20 protein-coding genes are annotated in these 24,014 nt (G+C 66.5%); 5 read left to right on the forward strand and 15 right to left on the reverse strand.

Annotated features, from left to right (window positions below; genetic code table 11):
* Nucleotides 1-79: 79 nt before the first annotated feature.
* From ACTAQI_RS06370 to ACTAQI_RS06390, 5 genes are all read right to left on the reverse strand, one after another.
* On the reverse strand, nucleotides 80-1,666 hold the full coding sequence (locus tag ACTAQI_RS06370) for an LCP family protein (RefSeq protein WP_457950226.1): 1,587 nt from the start codon (nucleotides 1,664-1,666) through the stop codon (nucleotides 80-82).
* Nucleotides 1,667-1,763: 97 nt separating this feature from the next.
* The gene (era, locus tag ACTAQI_RS06375; protein WP_457950227.1) at nucleotides 1,764-2,723 is read right to left on the reverse strand and encodes a GTPase Era; all 960 of its coding nucleotides are present in this window, start codon (nucleotides 2,721-2,723) and stop codon (nucleotides 1,764-1,766) included.
* The gene (locus tag ACTAQI_RS06380; RefSeq protein ID WP_457950228.1) at nucleotides 2,707-4,038 is read right to left on the reverse strand and encodes a hemolysin family protein; all 1,332 of its coding nucleotides are present in this window, start codon (nucleotides 4,036-4,038) and stop codon (nucleotides 2,707-2,709) included. The genes era and ACTAQI_RS06380 overlap by 17 nt, the downstream gene beginning before the upstream one ends.
* Nucleotides 4,035-4,508, reverse strand: coding sequence for an rRNA maturation RNase YbeY (gene ybeY / locus ACTAQI_RS06385; protein ID WP_159631944.1), 474 nt, complete (start codon nucleotides 4,506-4,508; stop codon nucleotides 4,035-4,037). The genes ACTAQI_RS06380 and ybeY overlap by 4 nt, the downstream gene beginning before the upstream one ends.
* Nucleotides 4,505-5,593 (reverse strand): PhoH family protein, encoded by a 1,089-nt coding sequence (locus tag ACTAQI_RS06390; protein WP_457950229.1) that lies wholly within the window; start codon nucleotides 5,591-5,593, stop codon nucleotides 4,505-4,507. The genes ybeY and ACTAQI_RS06390 overlap by 4 nt, the downstream gene beginning before the upstream one ends.
* A 442-nt stretch (nucleotides 5,594-6,035) precedes the next feature.
* Here ACTAQI_RS06390 and ACTAQI_RS06395 point away from each other — a divergent pair, with 442 nt between their 5' ends.
* On the forward strand, nucleotides 6,036-6,953 hold the full coding sequence (locus tag ACTAQI_RS06395; RefSeq protein WP_457950230.1) for a GerMN domain-containing protein: 918 nt from the start codon (nucleotides 6,036-6,038) through the stop codon (nucleotides 6,951-6,953).
* Here ACTAQI_RS06395 and ACTAQI_RS06400 read toward each other — a convergent pair.
* The 3 genes from ACTAQI_RS06400 to hrcA form a co-directional block, all read right to left on the reverse strand.
* Complete coding sequence (locus tag ACTAQI_RS06400) at nucleotides 6,946-7,719, reverse strand: 16S rRNA (uracil(1498)-N(3))-methyltransferase (protein WP_457950231.1); 774 nt, start codon at nucleotides 7,717-7,719, stop codon at nucleotides 6,946-6,948. The two genes, ACTAQI_RS06395 and ACTAQI_RS06400, sit on opposite strands and share 8 nt — an antisense overlap.
* Nucleotides 7,720-7,721: 2 nt before the next feature.
* Nucleotides 7,722-8,849: a molecular chaperone DnaJ gene (gene dnaJ / locus ACTAQI_RS06405; protein ID WP_457950232.1), complete on the reverse strand. Its 1,128-nt coding sequence runs from the start codon at nucleotides 8,847-8,849 to the stop codon at nucleotides 7,722-7,724.
* 88 nt (nucleotides 8,850-8,937) lie between these two features.
* Nucleotides 8,938-9,951, reverse strand: coding sequence for a heat-inducible transcriptional repressor HrcA (gene hrcA, locus ACTAQI_RS06410; RefSeq protein ID WP_324642024.1), 1,014 nt, complete (start codon nucleotides 9,949-9,951; stop codon nucleotides 8,938-8,940).
* A gap of 171 nt (nucleotides 9,952-10,122) precedes the next feature.
* Between hrcA and ACTAQI_RS06415 the strand changes: the two genes are divergently transcribed.
* Both ACTAQI_RS06415 and ACTAQI_RS06420 read left to right on the forward strand, forming a co-directional pair.
* Nucleotides 10,123-10,974, forward strand: a complete 852-nt coding sequence (locus tag ACTAQI_RS06415; RefSeq protein ID WP_457950233.1) for a DUF3097 domain-containing protein — start codon at nucleotides 10,123-10,125, stop codon at nucleotides 10,972-10,974.
* A gap of 119 nt (nucleotides 10,975-11,093) precedes the next feature.
* A complete protein-coding gene (locus ACTAQI_RS06420) occupies nucleotides 11,094-11,504 on the forward strand; it encodes a DUF4870 domain-containing protein (RefSeq protein WP_457950234.1) in 411 nt (136 codons plus the stop codon).
* Nucleotides 11,505-11,564: 60 nt separating this feature from the next.
* Here ACTAQI_RS06420 and hemW read toward each other — a convergent pair whose 3' ends face one another.
* Together hemW and lepA are read right to left on the reverse strand one after the other, a co-directional pair.
* A complete protein-coding gene (hemW, locus tag ACTAQI_RS06425; RefSeq protein WP_457950235.1) occupies nucleotides 11,565-12,794 on the reverse strand; it encodes a radical SAM family heme chaperone HemW in 1,230 nt (409 codons plus the stop codon).
* Nucleotides 12,795-12,819: 25 nt separating this feature from the next.
* Nucleotides 12,820-14,676 carry a translation elongation factor 4 gene (gene lepA, locus ACTAQI_RS06430; protein ID WP_043454334.1) on the reverse strand — a complete coding sequence of 619 codons (1,857 nt, stop codon included), beginning with the start codon at nucleotides 14,674-14,676 and terminating at the stop codon, nucleotides 12,820-12,822.
* A gap of 174 nt (nucleotides 14,677-14,850) precedes the next feature.
* On the opposite strand from lepA, the gene ACTAQI_RS06435 reads away from it, so the two are divergent.
* On the forward strand, nucleotides 14,851-15,396 hold the full coding sequence (locus ACTAQI_RS06435) for a type II toxin-antitoxin system PemK/MazF family toxin (RefSeq protein ID WP_457950236.1): 546 nt from the start codon (nucleotides 14,851-14,853) through the stop codon (nucleotides 15,394-15,396).
* Nucleotides 15,397-15,565: 169 nt separating this feature from the next.
* Nucleotides 15,566-15,826: a 30S ribosomal protein S20 gene (rpsT, locus tag ACTAQI_RS06440; RefSeq protein WP_018761400.1), complete on the forward strand. Its 261-nt coding sequence runs from the start codon at nucleotides 15,566-15,568 to the stop codon at nucleotides 15,824-15,826.
* Nucleotides 15,827-15,990: 164 nt separating this feature from the next.
* Here rpsT and holA read toward each other — a convergent pair whose 3' ends face one another.
* The 5 genes from holA to leuS form a co-directional block, all read right to left on the reverse strand.
* The gene (gene holA / locus ACTAQI_RS06445; RefSeq protein WP_457950237.1) at nucleotides 15,991-17,007 is read right to left on the reverse strand and encodes a DNA polymerase III subunit delta; all 1,017 of its coding nucleotides are present in this window, start codon (nucleotides 17,005-17,007) and stop codon (nucleotides 15,991-15,993) included.
* Nucleotides 16,941-18,998 carry a ComEC/Rec2 family competence protein gene (locus ACTAQI_RS06450; protein WP_457950238.1) on the reverse strand — a complete coding sequence of 686 codons (2,058 nt, stop codon included), beginning with the start codon at nucleotides 18,996-18,998 and terminating at the stop codon, nucleotides 16,941-16,943. Before ACTAQI_RS06450 ends, holA begins: the two co-directional genes overlap by 67 nt.
* Nucleotides 18,999-19,007: 9 nt before the next feature.
* A complete protein-coding gene (locus ACTAQI_RS06455; RefSeq protein ID WP_457950239.1) occupies nucleotides 19,008-19,943 on the reverse strand; it encodes a ComEA family DNA-binding protein in 936 nt (311 codons plus the stop codon).
* A 183-nt stretch (nucleotides 19,944-20,126) separates the two neighbouring features.
* Nucleotides 20,127-21,128 (reverse strand): DegV family protein, encoded by a 1,002-nt coding sequence (locus ACTAQI_RS06460; RefSeq protein ID WP_457950240.1) that lies wholly within the window; start codon nucleotides 21,126-21,128, stop codon nucleotides 20,127-20,129.
* Between the two features lie 87 nt (nucleotides 21,129-21,215).
* Entirely contained in the window at nucleotides 21,216-23,741 is a 2,526-nt protein-coding gene (gene leuS, locus ACTAQI_RS06465) for a leucine--tRNA ligase (RefSeq protein ID WP_457950241.1), read from the reverse strand.
* Nucleotides 23,742-24,014 lie beyond the last annotated feature (273 nt).

Here is a 24,014-nt window from a genome sequence, read left to right on the forward strand (position 1 = left end):
AACAGCAAGAATGGGCCCCGCCATTGGCGGGGCCCATTTTGTTGCGGCACGGGTTCGTCAGTGCGGGGAAGACCGGCTGTTACTGCCGCACGATCAGATCAGGATTTGCCTGCTGGCACACCTTGTCCCCTGCCGTCTGGTTCACAATGTCCTGGGGCAAAGCCGCGGCGGCTCCGCCTCCTGCCCCAAAGGCGGTGCCGGTGGTGAAGTCGCTGCCGACGTACACCTGCACGCCTGCCACGCCCGGAGCAGGGATCATGAGGGTGGCAGGAATTCCCAGCAGTGCCGCCACATCGGCAGCAACGTCGGCAAAGCCATTGCCGTAATACACCGCGGTCTTGGCCACCGGCTGCGCGAGGAACTGGCCGGTCTGGGCGAAGCCGCCTGCAACCAGCGCCTGGACAAGCTCCTGGGCACGGCCGTTGATGCCACTTCCGTTGGCGACGGTCACGGGCTGGATCGCTTTGTTGTAGGGCGGCACGGGCGTCGCCGTCTCAGTGGGGGCAGGAGGTGCTGCCGTTTCGCTGGGCGACGGCGTGGTGGGTGCGGTGGGATCCGTCAGGTCCACATTCTTGCGCATAGCCGAAAAGAGCTGCGCACCGGCGGGTTCTGCGATGACCAGCCTGTTGGGGTCCACGGGCGCCGGCGTCGTGGGCACCGCGACAAACGCCACCTTGCTGATGTCGATGTCCTTGAGCCGGTTGCCGATGGTCAGCAGCGTGGGAACAGACGCCAGCCCGTTGTCCACTGTCAGGTTCTGGGTCACGACGTCGGCGATCTTCAGCATTTTCGCGGGGTCGGACAGCGTCCCGTCGTCCTTGATCTTGCGGGTCAACGAGGAGAGGAAGCCCTGCTGCGCCTTGATGCGGCCCAGGTCGCCGCCGTCGGCAAAGGCATGACGGGTGCGCAGGTAGGCAAGTGCCATTTCGCCCTGCACGGACGACGTTCCGGCGGGCAGCCGCAGCCGGGAGTCGGGATCGTACACCGCGTCGCTGATGCACACATCTACCCCGCCCACGGCGTTGGACAGTTCCTTCACGGCGTTGAAATCGGCCATCATGAAGTGGTCAACCTGCATGCCGGTGAGCTTGTTGACCGTGTCCACGGCACAGCCGATCCCTGCCTCGCTCATGGCCTCATTGATCATCACGCCGGTGCGGGCAGGGTAGTCCTTGTTGGTCTTCCTGTCCTTGCAGTCCGGAATGTCCACCAGCAGGTCCCGGGGAAAGCTGATGACGTTGACCCGCTTGTTGTCCTCGGAGATGTCCATCAGCATCATGACGTCCGACTTGCCGTAGCCGGTGGAATCGTCGGCCGTTCCGTACTCTGAGTTCTTACCGTCGCGGGTGTCCGAACCGAGTATCAGGATCTGCAGGCGTCCGGTGGCGTCGTTCCCCGGGGACTCGGTGCTTTCCCCGCCGGCGTTCAGTGGGGCCTTGGAGATGTTGTTCTGGAGCCGGAAGAACCAGAACCCGGCGAACGCGGCAGCCGCCACCAGAACCAGGGCCACCACACCGGTGACGGCCTTAAGCCACAGGGGCATGCCGCGCAGGGGGCCAAGGTGCCGTGCGGCGCCCACGTCATGGCTGTTCGCGTGACGGGCTTCCGGTCCCGGTCCGGCTGACAAGTCAGCCTCGTTGTCGCGGTTATCGCGGCCTCGACCCACGTGGTGAACCTTCCTCTAAAAACGAAATCCGGTCCATTTTAGTGGTCCAGTCTGGAGAACATGCCGGGAATGCCCCTGGGCAGGAGGTTTATGCGGGTCAGAAACCCAGTTTGACCAGCTGTTTCGGGTCTCGCTGCCAGTCTTTTGCCACCTTGACGTGGAGGTCCAGGTAGATGCGCGTGCCCAGGAGGGCTTCGATGCCTTTGCGCGCGTTGGTGCCGACTTCCCTCAGGCGGGCCCCGCCTTTGCCAATGATGATGGCTTTCTGGGAGGGACGCTCGACGTAGAGGTTGACGCGCACGTCCAGGAGCGGGTTGTCGTCCGGCCGGTCCTCCCGGGGGACAATCTCTTCCACCACGACGGCGAGGGAGTGCGGGAGCTCGTCCCGGACCCCTTCCAGGGCTGCTTCGCGGATCAGCTCAGCCACCATCACGGCTTCGGGTTCATCGGTCAGTTCCCCGTCCGGATACAGGGGAGGCGACGGCGGCATGTGGCTGATCAGCACGTCGGCGACCGTTTCCACCTGGAAACCGTCGGCAGCGGAAACGGGAACGATGTCCTTCCAGCCGTCCTCGCCCATCACCTCGCGGCCGAGCGCCGCCACGGCAAGGAGCTGTTCGGTGAGCGCCTGCTTGTCCACCAGGTCAGCCTTGGTGACGATGGCGATCACAGGTTTGCGTCCGACGGCGGCAAGCTGGGCGGCGATGAACTTGTCGCCAGGCCCGATCTTTTCGTTGGCAGGCAGGCAGAACCCGATGGCGTCCACCTCGGCGAGGGTGTCTGCCACGAGGTCGTTCAGGCGCTTGCCGAGCAGGGTGCGGGGACGGTGAAGGCCCGGTGTGTCCACCAGGATCAGCTGGGCGTCGTCGCGGTGGACGATGCCGCGGATGGTGTGCCGCGTGGTCTGCGGTTTAGCGGAGGTGATGGCCACCTTCTTGCCCACCAGCGCGTTGGTCAGAGTGGACTTGCCCGCGTTGGGCCTACCGACCAGGACGGCAAAACCGGCGCGGAAACCACCAAAGTCGTCAGGTTCGGCAGCCTTATTTTTCTTGCTCACGTGGAACTCCCTGCTGGGTTGCTTCGGCCTCTTCCAGGAGGCCTTCAAGGTCAGTCTCTACTCTTGGTACGGGTGCCGCAATGATGTGGCTGACCCGGTTCCGCCGGCCTTCCAGCCGTTCCGCCCGCAGCGATACGCCCTGCACGTCCACGCTGCTGCCCACGATGGGAACGCGGCCCAGCGCTTTGGCCAGGAGGCCACCCACGGTGTCCACCTCGTCGTCGTCAATCTCCAGGCCGAACAACTCGCCGAGGTCGTCGATGCCCATCCGGGCGCTGACCCGGTAGGAGCCGTCCCCCAGGGCCACGGCTTCGGCGCTCTCGGTATCGTATTCGTCCACGATCTCGCCTACGATCTCCTCGATCAGGTCTTCGAGGGTCACCAGCCCGGCAGTGCCGCCGTACTCGTCGATCACGATGGCCACGTGTGTGGACTCCTTTTGCAGCTCGCGCAGGAGATCGCTCACGGGTTTCGACTCCGGCACGTAGCGCACCTCGCGGGCCAGCGACTCCACCAGGGGCGGCGCCTGGTCCGCTCCCAGCTGGTGGATGACGGCTGCAACGTCCTTGAGGTAGACGATGCCGAGGATGTGGTCGGTGTTCTCGTTGATGACCGGGATCCGCGAGTATCCAGAGCGCAGGAACAGGGACATGGCCTGGTGGAGGCTTGAGCCGGCGTCGATGCTGACGATGTCCGTCCTGGGAACCATGACGGCGCGCACCAGGGTGTCCCCAAAGTCGAAGACCGACTGGATCATCTCGGCTTCGGTGTCCTCGATCATGTCGGACTCACTGGCCCGGTCCACAAGTTCCCGGAACTCCTGTTCACTGAAGAACGCGTCGTCACCGCCGGGCGCACCGGGAGCCGCGGAGCTTCCCAGGGCCACCAGCCACCCTGGAATGGGCCCCAGCACGCTGGTGAGGAACCGGACCATCGGCGCTGTGAAGCGGACCACCGCGGTGGAGTGCAGCCTGCCGAGTTGCCGTGGTGACACGCCGACGATCACGAACCCCAGGAGGGCCATAATGCCGGTGGCCACCAGGCCGGCGAGCCAGACGTTGTCCAGCAGGCTTGCGATCAGGACGGCGACGGCAACCGCCGAGGCCATCTCAAACCAGACGCGCCAGAAGCGGAGGGCCCGGGTGTGGGCAACCGGTTCTGCAAGGATGCGGCGCATGGCGGTGCCGCGGCTCCTGTTGAGCGCCTCTTCAGCGTCGTGCCGGGGAAGGAAACTGAAGGCGGCCTCGGCCGCTGTCAGCAGGGCCGCGACGGCAAGGAATACCAGTGCCACCGCGACCAGGAGCAGTTGCGTCACTGGGTCGTCTCGGCAGGTGCTTCTTTGCCGGTGAAGCCGGACAGGAGTTCCCGCTGGAGCCCGAACATCTCCGCCTTTTCTTCAGGTTCGGCATGGTCGTAGCCCAGCAGGTGAAGGATGCCGTGCGTGGTGAGCAGCAGCATCTCATCCTGCAGCGAGTGGCCCGCGTTCCGGGCCTGCACTGTGGCCACCTGCGGGCAGATGGCGATGTCACCCAGCATGCCCTGGGGCGTGGGCCGGTCAGGGGTCCCAGGAGTCAACTCGTCCATGGGAACCGAGAGGACGTCCGTGGCTCCCGGTTCGTCCATCAGCTCGATGTGCAGCTTCTCCATGGCCGGTTCATCCACCAGGAGGATGGACAGTTCAGCCTGCGGATGGATGTAGAGCTGCTCAAAGATGTACCGCGACAGGGCCACAAGCCCGGATTCATCCACCTGGACGCCGGACTCGTTGTTCACCTCGATGCTCACGCGTGTTCCCCCCGTTTTTCGCGGCTTGCTGAATGTTTGACGCGGTTCCGCTGGGCTTCATCCCAGATGCTGTAGGCGTTGACGATGTCGCCAACAAGCCTGTGCCGCACAACGTCCGCGGCGTCCAGGACAGAGAAGCTGACGCCCTCGATGCCCTGGAGGATTTCCTCGACGATCCGCAGCCCGGAACGCGTTCCGAAGGGCAGGTCCACCTGGGTGACGTCTCCGGTAACCACCATCTTGGATCCGAAACCGAGCCGGGTGAGGAACATCTTCATCTGTTCCGGCGTGGTGTTCTGGGCCTCGTCAAGGATGATGAATGCGTCGTTGAGGGTGCGGCCGCGCATGTAGGCGAGGGGCGCCACCTCGATGGTGCCGGCCGCCATGAGCCGCGGGATGGATTCCGGATCCATCATGTCGTGCAGGGCGTCGTAGAGCGGCCGCAGGTAGGGATCGATCTTGTCGCTGAGCGTGCCGGGCAGGAACCCGAGACGCTCCCCCGCCTCCACCGCAGGACGCGTCAGGATGATGCGGCTGACCTCTTTCTGCTGCAGTGCCTGGACGGCTTTCGCCATGGCGAGATAGGTCTTGCCGGTACCGGCCGGGCCGATGCCGAAAATGACGGTGTTGGCATCGATGGCGTCAACGTAGTTCTTTTGGTTCAGCGTCTTGGGCCGGATGGTCCTGCCGCGGCTGGAGAGGATGTCATGGGTGAGCACATCCACGGGATTCTGGAGTGACTGGGTGCGCAGGAGGGCAACCAGCTGCTGCAGCACCGCGGGCGTGATGACGGTGCCGCGGGCCACCAGGCCACGGACTTCCTGGAGGAGCCGCATGATGCGGGGAACGTCGCTGACGGGGCCGCTGATGGACAGTTCATTGCCGCGGGCATGGAAGTTGACGTCCGGGAACTGCTCTTCGATGAACCGCAGCGCCTCGTCATGGCTGCCGAGCGACTGAACCATTTGGTCGGAGTTCTCAAAGAGGACTACTTCGGTCCGGATGCCGGGCAGGGAGTGCGGGAATTCCCCCGGACTGCCGTCGCCCGTGTTGAGCCGGCGCTTACCATTTGCTGATTCAGTCATGGTGCTGGCCCGCAGGCCCGTGGTCCCCTCGAAGATCGACATCATTTGTTTGCTTTGGCTGATGCCGGCGCCCGTTGCACGGTGCTCCTTGCCCAGCGATCCCTTTATCTTACGCCAGCACCCGCCCTGACCGGGCACTGGACCGGATACCAGGCCGGTCACCCGGCCGGGCGCGGCACCGTCCCATCAGCCAGGGAAGTGGACCCCCAAACGGGTAAGAATCCAGCGTTAGGTATCAACTTCATATCGGCCTCATATCGTTCCCGTTGCAGTTACGGCCAGGGAGGCCCAAGAGCGGCTGGAGGCACCATCCCCTGTGCAATGCTGGAAATCCAGCGTCTGCTGGAACGCCAGGCCGCCAGGGGGATCGGCCCGCCACGCCAGGAAAGGACTAGGCAGGACAGTGCCGGAAACCTCTGTGCCCGAACGGGCAGGACGACCGATGGGCCGAGTGCGCCCTGCCGTCCTCGCAGGAATCCTGGTGCTCGTTCCCGCCCTTGCAGCCTGCACCGCCGAGAACGGACCAACGCCCTCCGTCACCTCCGCCTCAGTCCCGGCCACAGGCGGCACCATGCCGGACGCGCCCGCCACCAGCGCCCCTCTGGAGACCACCCAGTCCTCCAATAAGGCCCCGGTGTACTGGATTGGCCGCAGCGGCGGGAACATCTTCCTCTACCGTGAATTCCGCGACGTCCCGGAACAGGAGAACCCGGTGACGCGGGCACTGCGCGCCATGATGTCGGAGAAGCCGCTGGACCCGGACTTCTTTACGCCCTGGCAGAACCCGGACAAACTTGCCACCTCCATTTCGGGCAAGGACGTCATCACGGTCGACGTCTCGGCTGACGCCTTCAACAGCAACCTCGACGCCGACATGGCCGCCCGCGCCATCCAACAGCTGATCTACACGGCAACTGCCGCCGCCGCCAGCTCGGGCCTGATCGACACAGGGCAGCAGATCCGGGTGCGGATCCTCGTAGACGGCCACACGGACTACGTCGCGTTCGGAAAAGTCCAGCTGGGCGCACTGATGACCCGTGCTGCCGGGCTGGTGGCGCCGGTGTGGATCATTGATCCGCAGGAAAACACCGAGGTGCCTGCCGGCAGCGTAAAGATCACCGGCCGCAGCACGTCGCCGGGAGCAAAGCTCCGCTGGCAGATCCTGCAGTCCGGGGACGGCGGCAGCAAGGCCCCGTTCCTGACCGGTGAAACCACGGCCGGCGCCGGGCAGGGGCAGGCGGGCGTCTTTACGCTGGCACTGAACCTGCCGGCCGGCGACTATGAGCTCCGGGTGGCGCAGGCAGGTTCCGGCGGGGAGCCGGACCGCAACGAGGACACCCGGTCCTTCAAGGTCAGGTAACCGCCCACCGGCCAAGGATGTCGCTTGCAAGCACGACGGCGGCAGGGCCGGCCGTGGATGACCGCAGGACGTGGTGCCCCAACAGGGCGGTCACAGCGCCTTTGTCGCAGAGTTTCGTTACTTCCCGCGGGCTGATTCCGCCTTCCGGGCCGACGATCAGCAGGACTTCCCGGATCCCCTCGTGCCCACTCCCCTGCCACGCTTCCAGGACGGTCCGCAGCGGACGCACGGCATCTTCGTGGAGGATGACGGCCAGGTCTGCACCCTCCACGGCGGCGGAAAGCCCGGCAGTATCGACGGCGGCCCGGACCTCGGGAATCCAGGCGCGCCGCGCCTGTTTGGCGGCGGCGGCCACGGTGGACTCCCACTTGGCATGGGCGCGGGCGGCCCTGTCACCTTTCCAGCGGACAATGGACCGTTCCGACTGCCAGGGAATGACGGCATCGATGCCCAGCTCGGTGGCCGTTTCAATGGCCAGTTCGTCGCGGTCGCCCTTCGCCAGGGCCTGAACCAGCACCAGCCGGACGTCCGGCCTGTCTTCCACTACCAGTGCGCCGCACTCCACTTCAAGTCCCGAGGACGCGGCGGAGACGACCTTTCCGCTCATGCGGGCGCCGGCGCCGTCGACAATGTCCACCGCCTCGCCCGGAGACAGGCGTTTGACGGTCACAGCATGCCGGGCCTCTGGCCCTTCCAGGACAAAGAGTTGGCCGGGCACCATGCCCGCCAGTGAACCGGCGGAGGTGAAGAAGACGGGGTTGCTCACCGCTACAGGTTACCGAGCCGGTCCCGGAGCTTGGCGAACATGCCGCCGCTGGCGGCGAGCTTGCCCTCGGTGATCTGTTCGCCGCGGAGCTTGGCGAGCTGCCGGAGGAGGTCCTCCTGTGCCGGGTCGAGCTTGGCCGGCGTGTCCACCTGGAGGTGGACCTTCAGGTCCCCGCGGCCGTATCCCCTCAGGTGCGTGACACCCAGGCCGCGCAGGGTGATGATCTCGCCGGACTGTGTTCCGGGCTTGACGTCGATGTCCTGGGTGCCGTCGAACGTTTCCAGGCTGACGTCCGTGCCCAGTGCAGCCGCCGTCATGGGGATGTGCAGGGTGGCGTGCAGGTCATCGCCTTCCCGTACGTAGGTGGCGTCATTGTTGACGCGGATTTCCACGTACAGGTCACCGGCCGGTCCGCCTGCAGGTCCGGCTTCGCCCTGCCCGGCGAGCTGGATCCGGGTTCCGGTGGCCACACCGGCGGGAACCTTGATGGTCAGCGACCGCCGGCTGCGGATACGGCCCTGGCCGCTGCATTCGTTGCAGGGATCCTTGATGACCGTGCCGAAGCCTTCGCAGGTTCCGCAGGGGGCGGCCGTCATGACCTGGCCCAGGATGGAGCGCACGGCCCGCTGGACCTGGCCGCTGCCGCCGCAGATGTCGCAGCGTTCGGGGTGGGTGCCGGGCCGGCAGCAGGATCCGTCACAGGTGGGGCAGACCACGGCAGTGTCCACTTCGAGCTTCTTGTTCACGCCGAACACGGCGTCGCGAAGGTCGATCCGGACGCTGATGAGGGCGTCCTGGCCACGGCGGACGCGGGAAGCCGGGCCGGAGGTGCCCCCGGCGCCGAAGAAGGTGTCGAAGATGTCCTGGAATGCGAAGCCCTGGCCTGCGTAACCGGCACCGCCGAAGCCGTTGTCCGTGCCGTTCTCGTTGCCCGTGGTGTCGTAGATCCTCCGCTTTTGGGGGTCGGAAAGGACCTCGTAGGCGTGAGTTACCGCCTTGAAGCGTTCTGAAGCGTCCGCACCGGGGTTTACGTCCGGGTGAAGGGTGCGGGCCAGTTTGCGGTAGGCCTTTTTGATCTCTTCGCCCGTAGCTTCGGGTGAGACTCCAAGGACGTCATAGTGGCTGCTCAAAGTTCGTATCTCTTCCTTGTTGTACTGCGTTCAGTTTGGGCGGCCCCGCTCTCTGTTCCGGTCCGGAAAAGGCTCCGGCGGCGAAGAGTCAGGGCCCCAAAATCCTGGAAAGGTAGCGGGCCACAGCCCTGACGGCGGCCATGGTGGTGGGATAGTCCATCCTGGTTGGGCCGAGGATCCCTACCTTCGCGGCACTGTCCGGGCCGTAGCCGGTGGCCACCACGGAGGCTTCGGCAAGGCCGTCATATGGGTTTTCCCTTCCGATACTGACAGCCACTCCCCGATGGTCCTGGGCCATTTCGCTCAACAGCCGCAGCATCACCACCTGCTCCTCCAGTGCCTCGAGCACGGGGCCGATGCTGAGGGGGAAATCCACGTTGGACCTGGCCAGGTTCGCCGTTCCGGCCATGACCATCCGGTCCTCCCTGGTGTTTTGTGCCAGGCCCTCCAGTCCATGCGCCAGCGCGTGCGCGGCCTGGCGCTGGCCGTGCGCAGTTCCGGCTACGACGGCGGGGAGCGCCTTGGCCAGCTGGCTCAACGGAGTTCCGGCCAGCGCGGCAAGGAAGCGGGTACGGAGCGCGGCCAGTGCGTCGTCGCCAAGGTCCTGGCCGACGTCGATGACACGCTGCTCCACCTTGCCGCTGTTGGCAATCAGCACCACCAGCACCTTGCGGGGGGCCAGGAGCACGAATTCGATGTGGCGCACCAGAGCCTTGCTGAGGTGCGGATACTGGACCACAGCCACCTGGTTGGTCAGCTGCGACAGCAGCCGGACGGTGCGGTCCAGGACGTCGTCGAGGTCGTCTGCGCCTTCCAGCAGGGACTGGATGGCCCGGCGCTCCGCTGCCGACAGGGGCTTGACTGCCGAGATCTGGTCGACAAAGAGCCGGTAACCCTTGTCCGTGGGAATCCGCCCCGCACTGGTGTGCGGGGCCGTGATCAGTCCCTCGTCTTCAAGGGCCGCCATGTCATTGCGGATGGTTGCGCTGGAAACCCCCAGATGATGCCGCTCGACCAGGGCCTTTGACCCGACCGGTTCGCGGGAGTGGACGTAGTCCTCAACGATGGCCCGCAGCACTTCCAGTTTGCGTGGCTCGCTCACTCTCCACCTCCATCCATGGTCCGGGGCGCCAACCCCGCCAGGTGCCACCAGTGTTAGCACTCGACATGCCTAAGTGCTAACAGTCTATTATGCCTCGGCCCGTTGTTAGCATTGGTACCGCTCCGGGCGAAATTCCGGTGCGGAGGACCTAGCGCTAGGCGGATCGAATCCATGGATTACCAAAACTGGGGGCCCCGCGGCATATCCGCCCCGGCCAAGGCGGAATTGCCCGAGGTGCCGGTGGAACGTGGCATGGTGCTCGAGGATGTCCAGTCAGGCTGGGTCGGCGCCGTCACACGGGTGGAAAAGTCCGGCGGCATGCACGTCGTGGCACTGGAGGACCGCCGCGGGAAGTCCCGGTCCTTCAAGCTCGGCTTCGGTTTCCTCCTTGAGGGCCGGCCCATCCGGCTGATGCCTCCCGCTCCCCGGCCGGCAACCGCCGGCCCTGCCGCCGGCAGGACAGCCTCAGGCTCCGTCCGGGTCGCCGGCCAGCGGGCCCAGGTCGCCAAGGCAAGCCGCATCTGGGTGGAGGGCAAGCACGATGCCGAACTGGTGGAAAAGGTCTGGGGAGACGACCTTCGGGTGGAAGGCATCGTCGTCGAACCCCTGCACGGCATTGACGACCTCGCCGCTGCAGTTGCCGGCTTCAAACCGGGTCCGGGCCGTCGCCTCGGCGTGCTTGTGGACCACCTTGTCCCCGACTCCAAGGAGTCCCGCATAGCCGACGCCGTCATGGCATCCCCCGGCGCGGCCGGAAATGTCCTGATCGTCGGCCACCCCTATGTGGACGTCTGGCAGGCGATCCGCCCCGCTGTCCTGGGCATCGAAAAATGGCCCGCCGTGCCCCGCGGACAGGACTGGAAGACCGGAATCCTGAAGGCCTTTGGCTGGCCGCACGCCACCAAGGAGGACATCGGCCTGGGATGGCAGAAACTGCTGGGTGCGGTACGTACGTACGCGGACCTGGAAGCGTCCCTGCTGGGGCGGGTTGAGGAAGTCATCGACTTCCTCACCGCCCCCTGAAGGCCGGGCACCGGCCCCGGAGCCAGTATTCTTGGTAGTGCAGCGCCTTTTCCCAAGGCCGCTGCACACCGCGCCCATACATGAAGTCAGCACCACTTGCACCTCCGAAGGAACAGACTGTGGCAGAAAACGCACGTGATCACAGGGACGGCCAGGGCCGCTCCGAGTACCATGGCGTCCCCGCCAATGCGCTGCCGCTCACGGCCAGCGAAGACCGCCAATGGGCCACGCTGGCCCACTTCGGCGGGATCCTGGGGTGCATTCCGTCCCTGCTGATCTACCTGATCTTCCGGGACCGCGGACCGTTCACCGCGCAGGAGTCGAAGGAAGCGCTGAACTTCAGCCTGCCGCCCACCATCGCCGCCGTGCTGGCCAACATCCTGGTGTTCATCCCCTATGTGGGAAACATCTTCGCGGTCATCGCCACCCTGATCTGGGTGGCGCTCACCTGCTTCTCCGTGGCAGCAGGGATCCACGTCAACAAGGGCCAGCCGCACCGCTACCAGTACAACCTGCGCTGGATTAAGTAGCCGCTCCTCCCTCGCCCGGGCCACCGGCCCGCGGGGAGGATCCGACGGGCGTGGGCCCGGTCAGTCGGGCAGGATACGCCGGACTACCGCGTCCGCGAGGAGCCTGCCCTTGAGCGTGAGGACCAGGCGGCCCTGGAAAGCAGCGACAGGTTCCACCAGGCCGTCAGCGATCAGGCCGGCCACTTCGTGCCGTCCGGCTGCGCTGAGAGTGGAGACTTCAAGCCCTGACTGAAGACGCGCTTCCAGCATCACCCGCTCCAGGTTCCTGGTTTCGGCATCCAGCGTCTCCCTGCCCGCCGCGGGCGACAGCCCCTGGGACAGGCGGTTCGCATAAGCGGACGGGTGCTTCACGTTCCACCAGCGCACCCCGCCCACGTGCGAATGTGCGCCCGGGCCGATGCCCCACCAGTCGTCGCCACGCCAGTAGGCCAGGTTGTGGCGGCACGCGTGTTCCGGGCTCCGCGCCCAGTTGCTGACCTCATACCAGCCGAGTCCGGCTTCGGTGATGAGCTGGTCGGCGAGTTCGTACTTGTCGGCGTGGTCGTCGTCGTCAATTCCCGGCACCTCACCGCGGCGCATCTGCGCGGCCAGCTTGGTCCCGTCCTCGACAATCAGGGCGTAGGCGCTGATGTGGTCCGGCTGGTAGGAGAGGGCAGTCTCCAGGGAGTGGCGCCAGTCGGCCAGCGACTCCCCCGGCGTGCCGTAAATCAGGTCCAGGCTGACATCCAGTCCGGCCTCCCGTGCCCACTGCACCACCTGCGGAACCCTGCTGGGGGTGTGGGTGCGGTCCAGGACCTTGAGCACGTGCGGGACGGCGGACTGCATCCCGAAGGAGACCCTGGTGAACCCCGCATCCTTGAGGACGGCGAGCGATTCGGGGGTGACCGAATCGGGGTTGGCTTCGGTGGTCACCTCGGCGCCGTCCTCGATGCCCCACTGGCCGACGGCAGCGCGAAGGATCAGGGCAAGGTCATCAGCCGGCAGCAGGGTGGGCGTGCCGCCCCCGAAAAAGACTGTGCTGAGCTTCCGCTCCGGCAGCCCGGACCGTGCCATCACGGTGCCGGCCAGGGAAACTTCCGACACAGCGGTTTGGGCGTAGGCGTCCTGTGACGCGCCGCCGCCCAGTTCCGTGGCGGTGTAGGTGTTGAAGTCGCAGTACCCGCAGCGCACGGCGCAGAACGGAATGTGGACGTACAGGCCAAAGGCCCGGGCCGCCGCACCGTCCGCTGCCTGTGCAGGCAGCAGACCGTCCGACGGCGCCGGGTCGCCAAGGGGAAGGACGCTGGGCATCAGCGGGTCCCCGCCTGCGCGGTGGTCACTTCTTCTTGGCCTTGTCCTTTGATTCGTCGGTGGTGAGGGCCGCGATGAACGCTTCCTGCGGAACCTCCACCGTTCCCACCATTTTCATGCGCTTCTTGCCTTCTTTTTGCTTCTCCAGCAGCTTGCGCTTTCGTGAGATGTCACCGCCGTAGCACTTGGCAAGCACGTCCTTGCGGATGGCCCTGATGCTTTCGCGGGCGATGATCCTGGAGCCGATGGCCGCCTGGATGGGCACCTCGAACTGCTGCCGCGGGATGAGTTCGCGGAGCTTCCCGGTCATCATCACGCCGTAGGCATAGGCCTTGTCCCGGTGGGTGATGGCACTGAAGGCGTCCACTTGTTCGCCCTGGAGCATGATATCGACCTTCACAAGGTCGGCAACCTGTTCGCCGTCGGCTTTCCAGTCCAGGGAGCCGTAGCCACGGGTCTTTGACTTCAGGATGTCGAAGAAGTCGAAGACGATTTCCGCCAGCGGCAGGCGGTAACGGATTTCCACCCGGTCCTCGGAAAGGTAGTCCATGCCGCCCATCACGCCGCGGCGTGACTGGCACAGCTCCATGATGGCGCCGACGAACTCGTTGGGGGCCAGGATGGTCGCGGAGACCATCGGTTCGCGCACCTCTGCGATCTTGCCCGTGGGGTATTCGCTGGGGTTGGTCACGCGGACCACCTTCTTGTCCTCCAGGGTCACCTCGTATTCCACGTTGGGTGCCGTGGAGATGAGGTCCAGGTTGTATTCGCGTTCCAGGCGTTCGCGGGTGATCTCAAGGTGCAGCAGGCCCAGGAAGCCCACACGGAAGCCGAAGCCCAGAGCAGCAGAGGTCTCCGGTTCATACACCAGTGCTGCGTCGTTGAGCATGAGTTTTTCGAGGGCGTCGCGCAGCACCGGGTAGTCGGCGCCGTCCAGGGGGTACAGGCCGGAGAACACCATGGGTTTGGCATCGGCGTAGCCGGGCAGCGACTCGGCGGCCGGCTTGGCCAGGTTGGTGACGGTATCGCCGACCTTGGACTGGCGGACGTCCTTCACACCGGTGATCAGGTAGCCCACTTCGCCAACGCCCAAGCCCTTGGAGGGTGTGGGTTCCGGGGAGCTGACGCCGATTTCCAGGAGTTCGTGCGAGGCCCTGGTGGACATCATCTGGATGCGTTCACGCGGGTGGAGCATCCCGTCCACCACGCGCACGTAGGTGACCACGCCGCGGTAGGTGTCGTAGACCGAGTCGAAGATCATGGCACGGGCCGGCGCATCGGGGTCGCCCTTCGGCGCCGGCAGGTCGCGGACGATCTTGTCCAGGAGGGCTTCCACGCCAACGCCGGTCTTGCCCGACACCCGCAGGACATCCTCAGGATCGCCGCCGATCAGGCTGGCCAGCTCGGCTGCGTACTTTTCAGGCTGCGCCGCCGGCAGGTCGATCTTGTTCAGGACCGGGATGATGGCGAGGTTGTTTTCCATGGCCAGGTACAGGTTCGCGAGCGTCTGGGCCTCAATGCCCTGGGCTGCGTCCACCAGCAGGATCGCGCCCTCGCAAGCCGCCAGTGACCTGGAGACCTCGTAGGTGAAGTCCACGTGTCCCGGGGTGTCGATCATGTTCAGCGCGTAACTGACACCGTCCACCTCCCACGGCATGCGGACGGCCTGGGACTTGATGGTGATGCCGCGTTCGCGCTCGATGTCCATCCGGTCCAGGTACTGGGCCTTCATGTCGCGCGCCTGGACCACCCCGGTGGACTGCAGCATACGGTCAGCCAGGGTGGACTTGCCGTGGTCGATATGCGCGATGATGCAAAAGTTCCGAATAATTGCCGGATCTGTCGCGGCGGGCACCGGTGCGGTGCGGGCCATGGGAGACACGCAGGGTCCTTACTGTTGGCTTTTCTGCAGCCATCCGCCAGGCACGCGAAAAGGCGCCTGCGGTCCAGCCGCACATCTTTAACGTCCAGTGTCCCACGTCCGCGACCCCGCCACCGCATCCCGGCTCGCCCGTGCACGCTGTTTCAACGCCAGCCCCGCCGATAGGCTGTCGGGATGGCCATTGATCTCCGCTCCCTGGGAAACGCCGTCCGCCGCGGCCTGCGCATGCTGCAGAAACGGCCCACGGCCCCGCGGCCGGGCGAGGACCAGCGGCCCGGCGGCAGTCGGCGGGCCGCCGAAGGTGCTCGTGGCGAAGCAGCGTCCTATCCCGGCGATTACCGCGGCCGCGTGTCCGTCCGCTACGCCCCGCAGCCTGACGGCGACCCCGATCCGGGCGAGGTGGTGTGGGCCTGGGTGCCCTATGAGGAGGATCACGGCAAGGGGAAGGACCGGCCGGTGCTGCTGGTGGGGCACAACGGCCCTTTCCTCCTGGGGCTGATGCTGACCAGCAAGGACAGGGTTCCTGCCGGGACGTCGTCCGCGGACTACGTGGATCTCGGCTCCGGGGGTTGGGACAACCAGGGCAGGGCAAGTGAGGTGCGGCTGGACCGTATCCTGCAGATCCGCCCGGACAGCATCCGGCGCGAAGGCGCGGTATTGGACAAGGCGCGCTTTGAAAAGGTGGCGTCCGGGCTTCGGCGGCGACACGGCTGGGCCTGACCCGCTGAAATGGCCAGAGCCGCCGCTGACCTGCTAGTCTTTATTGCTGTGTGTCCGTGCAGGTCGACGGTCACTGATGGTTGGCCGCCATAGGTATCCCCACGCCGCTCAGTCAAGGCCAGCCTGAAAGCCCTCTAGACCATTTCCGCATTACAAAGAGAGTTCACACGTGGCGAATATCAAGTCCCAGAAGAAGCGCATCCTGACCAACGAGAAGGCCCGCCTGCGCAACAACGCAGTCAAGTCTGAGCTGAAGACGGCCATCCGCGCCGTCAACACCGCTGTTGAGTCCGCTGACAAGGAAGCTGCTACTACTGCGCTCGTTTCTGCCAGCCGTAAGCTGGACAAGGCTGTCAGCAAGGGTGTTCTGCACAAGAACAACGCAGCGAACCGTAAGTCGGCGATCTCCAAGAAGGTCAACGCACTCTAAGGTTTCCAGTTCCCACGAACTGATGGTGTGGCCGGTACCCTCGGGTACCGGCCACACGCTTTTAAGCCGGCCGTCCAGGGAGCCACGGCAGCACGCCGTCGGATATTTCCAGCAGTACCGGAACACCCTGCAAGGCGCGTCCGGACCCGATGAACCTTGAGGGGCTATCTGCCCTGGACGGACATGGCGATCACGGTTACGGCATGTTCCACGGCGTAGACCGGGTCCCGGGACAAGCCCTTGACCTGTGCGTCCGCCTCTGCGGTGGCTTGGATGGACCGCACCAGGCCCTCGGGAGTCCAGCGCCGGACGGCCCGCTGCGCCTGCTCCACCAGCCAGGGCTGCATCCCCAGTTCCGCCGCGATCTGCGCGGACGATCCGGAGGCACCCGCCACCCGCGCCACCGTCCGCAGCTTCGACGCGAGGGCCGCCACCAGCGGCACGGGATCCGCGCCGGTGGCAAGGGCATGGCGCAGCGTCGAAAGTGCCACGGGCGCGTTTCCAGCCATGGCGGCGTCGGCCACCTTGAAGGCGGTGGCTTCCACCCGGCCGCCGTAGTACTTGTCCACGGTGTCAGTGGTTACGGTGCTTCCCGCATCGGCGATCAGTTGGGCGCAGGCGGCAGCGAGTTCTGACAGGTCTGCTCCTACGGCATTCACCAGCGCCTGCACGGCGTCCTGGTTGATCCGGCGTCCGGCGCCCTTGAATTCAGCGGTGACGAACTGGACCTTGTCCGCATCCTTCTTCAGCGGCTGGCAGTCGACCACCGGCCAGCCGCCCTTCCTGACGGCGTCGAGGAGCTTCTTTCCGCGGACGCCGCCGGCGTGGCGAAGCACGACGACGGCATCCTCCTCCGGGTGCTGCAGGTAGGCGAGGGCATCGGCAAGGAAGGCATCGTTCATGCCTTCCACGGCTTCCACCTCGATGAGCTTGCTTTCGCCGAACAGTGAAGGGCTCACCTGCATGGTCAGGGTGCCGGCCTCATACCCGGCCGCGTTGACGCGGCTCACTTCCACGTCCGGCGCCGCTGCCCTGACCTGGGACCGGATCCTGTCCATGGCCCTGATGCCCAGGTACTCTTCCGGGCCGCTCACCAGGACGATCCGGGCCGGGGCTACGTCCCGCCAGGAGGCTGAGTTCGACGCCGGGGAGCGGGGTGCTCGCTTTTGCGCAGCGGCCATCGACAGTCCCTTCCGGAGGTTTTATTGCAGTATCCCAGCCTGCCACGTCTGCGGCCGGGGTCCAAGCTGCGCATACCGCGGAACCGTTGCAACCGCAGCTCCAGCAACTCGATGGATGCCACGGTAGCGCTGTGCACTTTCCGGACATTGTGGATGAACCGCAGGGGCCGTGCCGCCGCCCAGATGGCGCCCAGCGACAGCACCGACAGCAACACCATGGACAGCAGCCCGGGCACCCCTTCCGGCCAGGGAAGGGCGGAACCCGGCAGCTGGGCAGCGATCCTGGCCGTGGCGGCGACGCCGGCACTAAAGGTTCCAGCAACAGCTATGAGCGCCGTCGCGGCCCATGGCAGCACGACCACCAAAGGCACCGCTGCTGTCCCCAGCAGGGTCACAGGGGCCACCAGGGGCGAGGCGACGACATTGGCCACCAGCGAGTAGGTTGCGAACTGGGGCTGCAGGAGGACGATGACTGGTCCGCACAGCAACTGGGCGGACAAGGGAACCGCAACCGCGGCAGCCAACCACCGTGGCACTGCCACGGGTATCCAGCCGATGATCCGCCGTCCCAGGAGAATGATCCCCAGTGTGGCCAGCACGGACAGCAGGAAGCCGAAGCTCGCGCCAAGGGCCGGATCCATCAGTAGAAGACCCGTGACAGCCAGGCAAAGGAAGCTCAACCCGCGTCCTGAGCGTCCGCCGGCCAGGGAGGCCACTCCGATGGCACCCATCAGCGCTGCGCGCAGGACGCTGGCATCAGGCCCCACCAGAACCACGAACAGGGCCAGGCCGGCAAGGGCCGTGGCTGCGGCAGGGGCACGAGGCAACCGGACCCGCCGGCATAGCAGCAGCAGCGCTCCCAGCACCAGGCTGCAGTTTGCCCCGCTGACCGCTGTCAGGTGCGTCATGCCCACGGCCTTCATGGCATTGTTCAGTCCCTCGTCCAGCGCACTGGTGTCACCGGTGACCATTCCCGGAAGGAGCCCGCGGGCATCGGGTACCAGGAAAGCTGAGGCTGAAACGAAATGGGCCCGAAGTTCTTTGGCTGACCCTTCCAGCAGCGAGCCGTCCGAGGCCTTGCCGGGAGCCGTTGAGGCGGCCAGGCTTCCTGCCTCCTGCTCTCCGGGGTCCGCCGGCCGCAGCTTGCCCGCTGCGCGCAGTGTTTGCCCTGGCACAACACCGCCCCACCCCTGCCCGCCCATTACGATGAGCCGGGCCCGGGTACGCACCAGGACACCGCCGGTGGTCACTTCCCGCGTCCACACCGGCACCGACCAGCGTCCCGCTGTCCCCCGGGAACCGGCGACGGCCCGCGGGTTTCCGGCAACCTCAACGATGGCCACCGCTGACTTGCCGGCCGCAATCGCATCGGCCAGTGGCCCATTGAACCGCTGGCTGGACGATGTCGCAGAGTGCGCTGCAGCCGCTGCGGCCAGCACAAGGGAGACGCCCAACGCTGCCCGAAGGCTCCGGCCGCTGGCGATGTGGCTCCGCGGCCTTGATGCGCGGCCGACGACGGCACGGACGTTTCCTCTCCGTCCAACCCTCGCCGCCCGGGCCAGGAAGACGCCGCCGAGCGCCGCCAGAGCGCAGCACAGGGCGGCGAGTCCCGCGGGCGGGAGCCAGAGCCCGGCCACCGAGGCGGTCCATACCAGGGCCGCCGGGAGGGCAAGCCGGAGGTCCGTGCGGCGCCGTGGTCCCACGGTGCCGGAGTCAGCCTCCTCCTGGGCCTTGGCGCTATCGGCTATCCGCGTGCGAACGTAGCCCACGCCCTGTTCCCAGTAGCTTTGGTGTTTCCGCGGGCGGCGTGCGGGCAGCCCTGGACGCACTGTTCCTGAGGAAGCCGGGGCTTTCGGCGCTGCCTCCGCGCCCTGAACGGCAGATTCGACGAACCGGCTCCAGGCACTTCGGGCTTCCTTTCCGCCGCGTTGATCCGTCACCGGACGCCCCTGCCCGGTATCCCTGGTGATCCTGCCCCTTTTCGCTGCCACCCGGCGTCCTTACACCGTTACCAGGGGCAGCAGGGTTTCGAGCATTTTCGGCCCGACCCCGTCCACCGCATCCAGCTCTTCGACACTCTTGAAAGGTCCATGTTCTTTTCGCCAGTCAACGATCCGTTGCGCCAGCACCGGCCCGACTTTTGGCAGCGTGTCCAACACCGCCGCATCGGCGGTGTTGAGATTGATCTTTCCGCCGGCGGCGCCGTGTGCCGCCCCCTGCTGCCCTGCGCCGCTGGCCCCCGGGCCGCTGGACCCATCGTCGTTGGGCCCCGCGCCGCCCGGGCCGGTTCCACCGGCTCCTGGGGTATCAGGCGTGGAGGAGGCCGGCTCCCCACGACGTGGGACGTAGATCTTCTGGCCGTCCTCCAGCACGAGGGCGAGGTTAAGCCTGTTCACGTCTGCCTCGGGAGCCGGACCGCCGGCCGCAGCAATGGCGTCGTCAACGCGGCTGCCCTGCTGGAGCCGGATCACACCGGGCGTGGCCACGGCTCCGGCCACGTGCACCACCACCAGACCGCCGGGCGTGGGCTCTCCTTTCCCAGGCTCAGGATCCGATAGCGACGTGCCGTCCGCAGAGGATCCCCCCGGACCTGCGGTGTTCCCGCCGGAACTCACACCGCTGAGGGGCAGGACCTCCGGAGTTGCCGCACCGGCCTGCCACCAGAACCAGGCTCCGGCCGCCAGGGCAAGGGTAGCCAGCAGCAGCGCAACACGCAGCCCTACCCGCCACCGGAACGACGGAACGCCACCGGAACCGCCCTCGGCGCCGCTGACGGCTTCGGTTTCCCCTGTCTCCCCGGCGCCCCGGTACTCAAAACCGCCCGGGCCGGACCCCTCCTCCAGGAGCCCGGGAGGCGCCTCCCCCAGCGTCGCCTGCAGCCGGGCCCTCGCATGCCGGGCCTGCTGACGTGCTGCTCCAGCATCCCGGCGTGACATAGCTCCACCCTAGGAACCGCCCTGTCACACGGCGAGAAGCAAAAGGCCCTATGTGGAAAGGTGTGCCTGCGAATGCACCCAATCGGCCCCTCTGCCCGGGCCGGCTCTTCCCGCCCCGGCGCCGGCGTGTCATCCCCGCATAGTGGCCCGGACTCCGTCGCCAGCGGCACCACCCGGACGGCCCTACAGGGACGGTTGGCCGGCGCCGTCGGGCCCGCTGGCCAGCCTGCCGACAATTACGGCGAGGACACCAAGCCCTGCATGCGCGGCAAGGACCGCGGGAAGGGAGCTGATCTGGGCCGGCGGGCAGCCTGGAAGCGCCGCTTCCAATCTGGCAGCCAGGCTCTCAGCCTCCTCCGGATTACCAAAGTGATGGACGGCCAGGAACACCGAGTCATCCGGACGCGGTTCGGCCGCGGCCACCACGATTTCCTCGAGCCGCGCCACAGCCCTGGCGGCGGAACGCACCTTTTCCAGCGGGACGATCCTGCCGCCGTCGACTGCCAGGATGGGTTTGATGGCAAGCATGGTCCCCAGGAGCGACGCCGCCGCCCCGATCCGCCCGCCGCGCCGCAACTGCTCAAGGCTGGGCACATAGAAAAAGACCTTGGTACGTTCTGCCTGGGCCGCTGCGGCAGCGGCCACCGCGGCCAGGTCGCCACCCGCCGACGCCGCCTCTACGGCCGCCTGGACCGCCATTCCCTGCGCCATGCCAACGGTGCCCGTGTCCACCACTTCCACCGGAATGCCCACCCTGGCCGCAGCCAGCCGGGCTGCGTCCGCGGTGCCCGAAAGTTCCCCTGAGATGTGGACCGAAACGATTCCCTCGAATCCCTGGAGTTCGGCGGCACGGTAGGCGTGCTCGAACTGCCCCGGTGAGGGCCTGGACGTTTTGACGGGCGTCCCGGCGGCCAGGGCCACGGCAATGGTCTCCAGGATGTCGTCCTCACCCTCGCCGTAGATTTCGGCGCCGACCATGACGGGCATCGGAGTCACCGTCAGGATCCCCTCCCGCGGCAGTCCGCTGACATAGTCCGCCGGCAGGGCGGCAGCTGAGTCGGTGACGACGGCGGTGCGCACCACCGCGCTCCCACTAGGCCGCCGGGTTCCCGGCCGGGCCGCGGGACGAAGGCCTGACAGCCGTGCACGGACCCACGGCCAGGCGGCGGCGTTACTGTCAGGCAAGGGGCCTCCTGGAGACTGTGTACGGCTCAACGGGCACCGGCCGCCGGGACATTCCCGGCGGCCGGTGCGTTACTGCGGATGCAGCAGCTATGCCGGAACGATGTTCACCAGCTTAGGGGCCCGGACGATCACCGTGCGGATGCCCCGGCCGTCCAGGGCACGCTGGACGTTCTCCGAGGCCAGGGCCAGCTCGCGCAACTGGTCCTCGGAGACGTCCGGGGACACCTCCAGCCGGTCCCGGACTTTGCCCTGCACCTGGACAACGGCTGTGACCGTGTCCTGGACCAGGAGGGCGGGATCGTGGGCCGGCCAACCAGCGTTGGCAACCGAGGCCGGGTGGCCCAGCAGGTTCCACATGTCCTCGGCGGTGTAGGGCGCGAACAGGCTGAGGATCACGGCAACCGCTTCGGTGGCTTCGCGGACTGCAGGATCAGCTGCGCCTGCACCCGAGTCGATCGCCTTGCGGGTGGCGTTGACCAACTCCATCAGCTTGGCCACCACCACGTTGAATTTGTTGGCATCCAGCAGTTCCGCGGCGTCGGCGATGGTGCGGTGCGTAACCGAACGCAGCCCGCGGTCACCTGTAGTGGCGTCCACGCCGGGCTCGCTGGCCACGTCCTGGGCCAGGCGCCAGGCGCGGGCCAGGAACTTCGCAGAACCCGACGGCGAGACGTCGGCCCAGTCGACGTCGTCTTCCGGCGGGGAGGCGAAGACCATGGTCAGGCGGACGGCGTCCACACCGTACTTGTCCAGCTGCTCGCCGAGGTCAACGCCGTTGCCCAGCGACTTGCTCATGGCCTTGCCGCCGTTGAGCACCTGGCCCTGGTTGAGCAGGGCGCTGAAGGGTTCGTCGGCGTCGATCAGGCCGAGGTCGTGGATGACCTTGGTGAAGAAGCGCGCGTACAACAGGTGCAGGATGGCGTGCTCCACACCGCCGACGTACTGGCCCACCGGCATCCAGTCGTTGATCTTCGCCGGATCGAAGGGTCCCTCGGTGTAGTGCGGGGAGACGAAGCGCAGGAAGTACCAGGAGGAGTCGACGAAGGTGTCCATGGTGTCGGTGTCCCGCTTGGCAGGTCCGTGGCAGGTGGGGCATTCCACGTTAACCCAGGACTCGGCCGCGGCCAGCGGCGAGGTGCCCTTGGGGGCGAGGTCCTCGCCACGGAGGTCCGCGGGCAGGGTTACCGGCAGCTGCTCGTCGGGAACCGGAACTTCGCCGCAGGACGGGCAGTGGATGATGGGGATGGGCGTGCCCCAGAACCGCTGGCGGCTCAGGAGCCAGTCGCGGAGCCGGAAGTTCACGAACTTCTCGCCGGTGCCCTGCTGCTCCAGCATGGCGATGGCGGCCGGGATGGCCTCGGTCTTTGGCAGGCCGTCCAGCTCACCGGAGTTGATCAGGGTGCCCTCCCCCGCCGTGGCGGTACCGGACACGGCCGGATCCTCTTCGCCGGTGTCCAGGACGGCGCGGACCGGCAGGTCGAAGGTCTTTGCGAAGTCCAGGTCGCGCTGGTCGTGGGCGGGCACGGCCATGATGGCGCCGGTGCCGTAATCCGCCAAGACGTAGTCGGCGGCCCAGACGGGCAGCTTTTCGCCGTTCAGCGGGTTGATGGCGTAGCGGCCGGTGAAGACGCCGGTCTTTTCACGCTCGGTGGACTGGCGTTCGATCTCGGAGAGCGCCTTGACCCGTTCACGGTACTCGTCCAGGGCGGCAGCATGCTCGTCAGTGACGAGTTCGACGGCGAGCGGAGCGTCAGCGGCCACCACGAAGAAGGTTGCCCCGTACAGGGTGTCCGGGCGGGTGGTGAACACCGTGACGTCCTTGGCGGGCTTGCCGCCGTCGGCCTCGATCACAAAGTTCACGTGCGCACCCTCGGACCGGCCGATCCAGTTCTTCTGCATGGCCAGGACGCGCTCAGGCCAGTGGCCGCGCAGCTCATCCATGTCGTCCAGCAGGCGGTCGGCGTAGTCGGTGATCTTGAAGTACCACTGGTTGAGCGACTTCTTGGTCACGGTGGTGCCGCAGCGCTCGCAGGCACCGTTGACAACCTGCTCGTTGGCCAGGACAGTCTGGTCCTTGGGGCACCAGTTGACCGGGGAGTTTTTCCGGTACGCCAGGCCGCGCTCGTAGAAGCGCTTGAACAGCCACTGGGTCCAGCGGTAGTACCCGGGATCGGAGGTGTGCAGGCGGCGCGACCAGTCGGCGGAAATGGCGTACCGCTTGAAGGACGCTGCCTGGGTGTCGATGTTGGCGTAGGTCCACTCGCTGGGGTGGGCGTTGCGCTTGATGGCGGCGTTTTCCGCGGGCAGCCCAAAGGAGTCCCAACCGATGGGGTGCAGGACGTCGTACCCCTTCTGACGCAGGTAGCGGGCCACCACGTCACCCATGGCGAACGCTTCGGCGTGGCCCATGTGCAGGTCGCCCGACGGGTACGGGAACATGTCAAGCACGTAGCGGCGCTCCCGGGACCCGTCATCCACCGGGGTGAAGACCTTGAGGTCTTCCCACACCTGGGGCCATTTGGCCTCCATGGCGGTGAAACTGTAGGTGCCCTCTTCAGGCTCCGCCGATACTGTTGTTGCTGTTCCGGTCTCTGTCTCCGGCTGAACGCCCACTGCTGCCCTCTTCTGTTCTGTTACGGCATCTGTGCTGCCATAACGGCCTGATCCCCTGCTGGCGGCCCGGCGCATTGCCCCGGACACACAAAAGCCCCTCTCCATGGAGGGGCTGCCGCTCAGCTGTCCGATATCCGGAAGCCGGCGGCTAACTAAGCAGAAGGATCGCACGCATGGATCTACTTTAGCGCACCGGCAGGTTGCCTGCCTCAGCCGGGCCGTCCGGCCCGTTGCTTTACCCGGGGCAAGCGCGCATGATCATCCCAAAACGTT

This window comes from Pseudarthrobacter sp. alpha12b (assembly GCF_054130495.1).

Coding starts and splice junctions, on each gene's coding strand:
- ACTAQI_RS06435 (WP_457950236.1), top strand. CDS start 14,851: ATGGCCATTGATCTCCGCTCCCTGGGAAACGCCGTCCGCCGCGGCCTG.
- ACTAQI_RS06455 (WP_457950239.1), bottom strand. CDS start 19,943: ATGTCACGCCGGGATGCTGGAGCAGCACGTCAGCAGGCCCGGCATGCG.
- hemW (WP_457950235.1), bottom strand. CDS start 12,794: ATGCCCAGCGTCCTTCCCCTTGGCGACCCGGCGCCGTCGGACGGTCTG.
- holA (WP_457950237.1), bottom strand. CDS start 17,007: ATGGCCGCTGCGCAAAAGCGAGCACCCCGCTCCCCGGCGTCGAACTCA.
- ACTAQI_RS06395 (WP_457950230.1), top strand. CDS start 6,036: ATGGGCCGAGTGCGCCCTGCCGTCCTCGCAGGAATCCTGGTGCTCGTT.
- ACTAQI_RS06390 (WP_457950229.1), bottom strand. CDS start 5,593: ATGACTGAATCAGCAAATGGTAAGCGCCGGCTCAACACGGGCGACGGC.
- ACTAQI_RS06415 (WP_457950233.1), top strand. CDS start 10,123: ATGGATTACCAAAACTGGGGGCCCCGCGGCATATCCGCCCCGGCCAAG.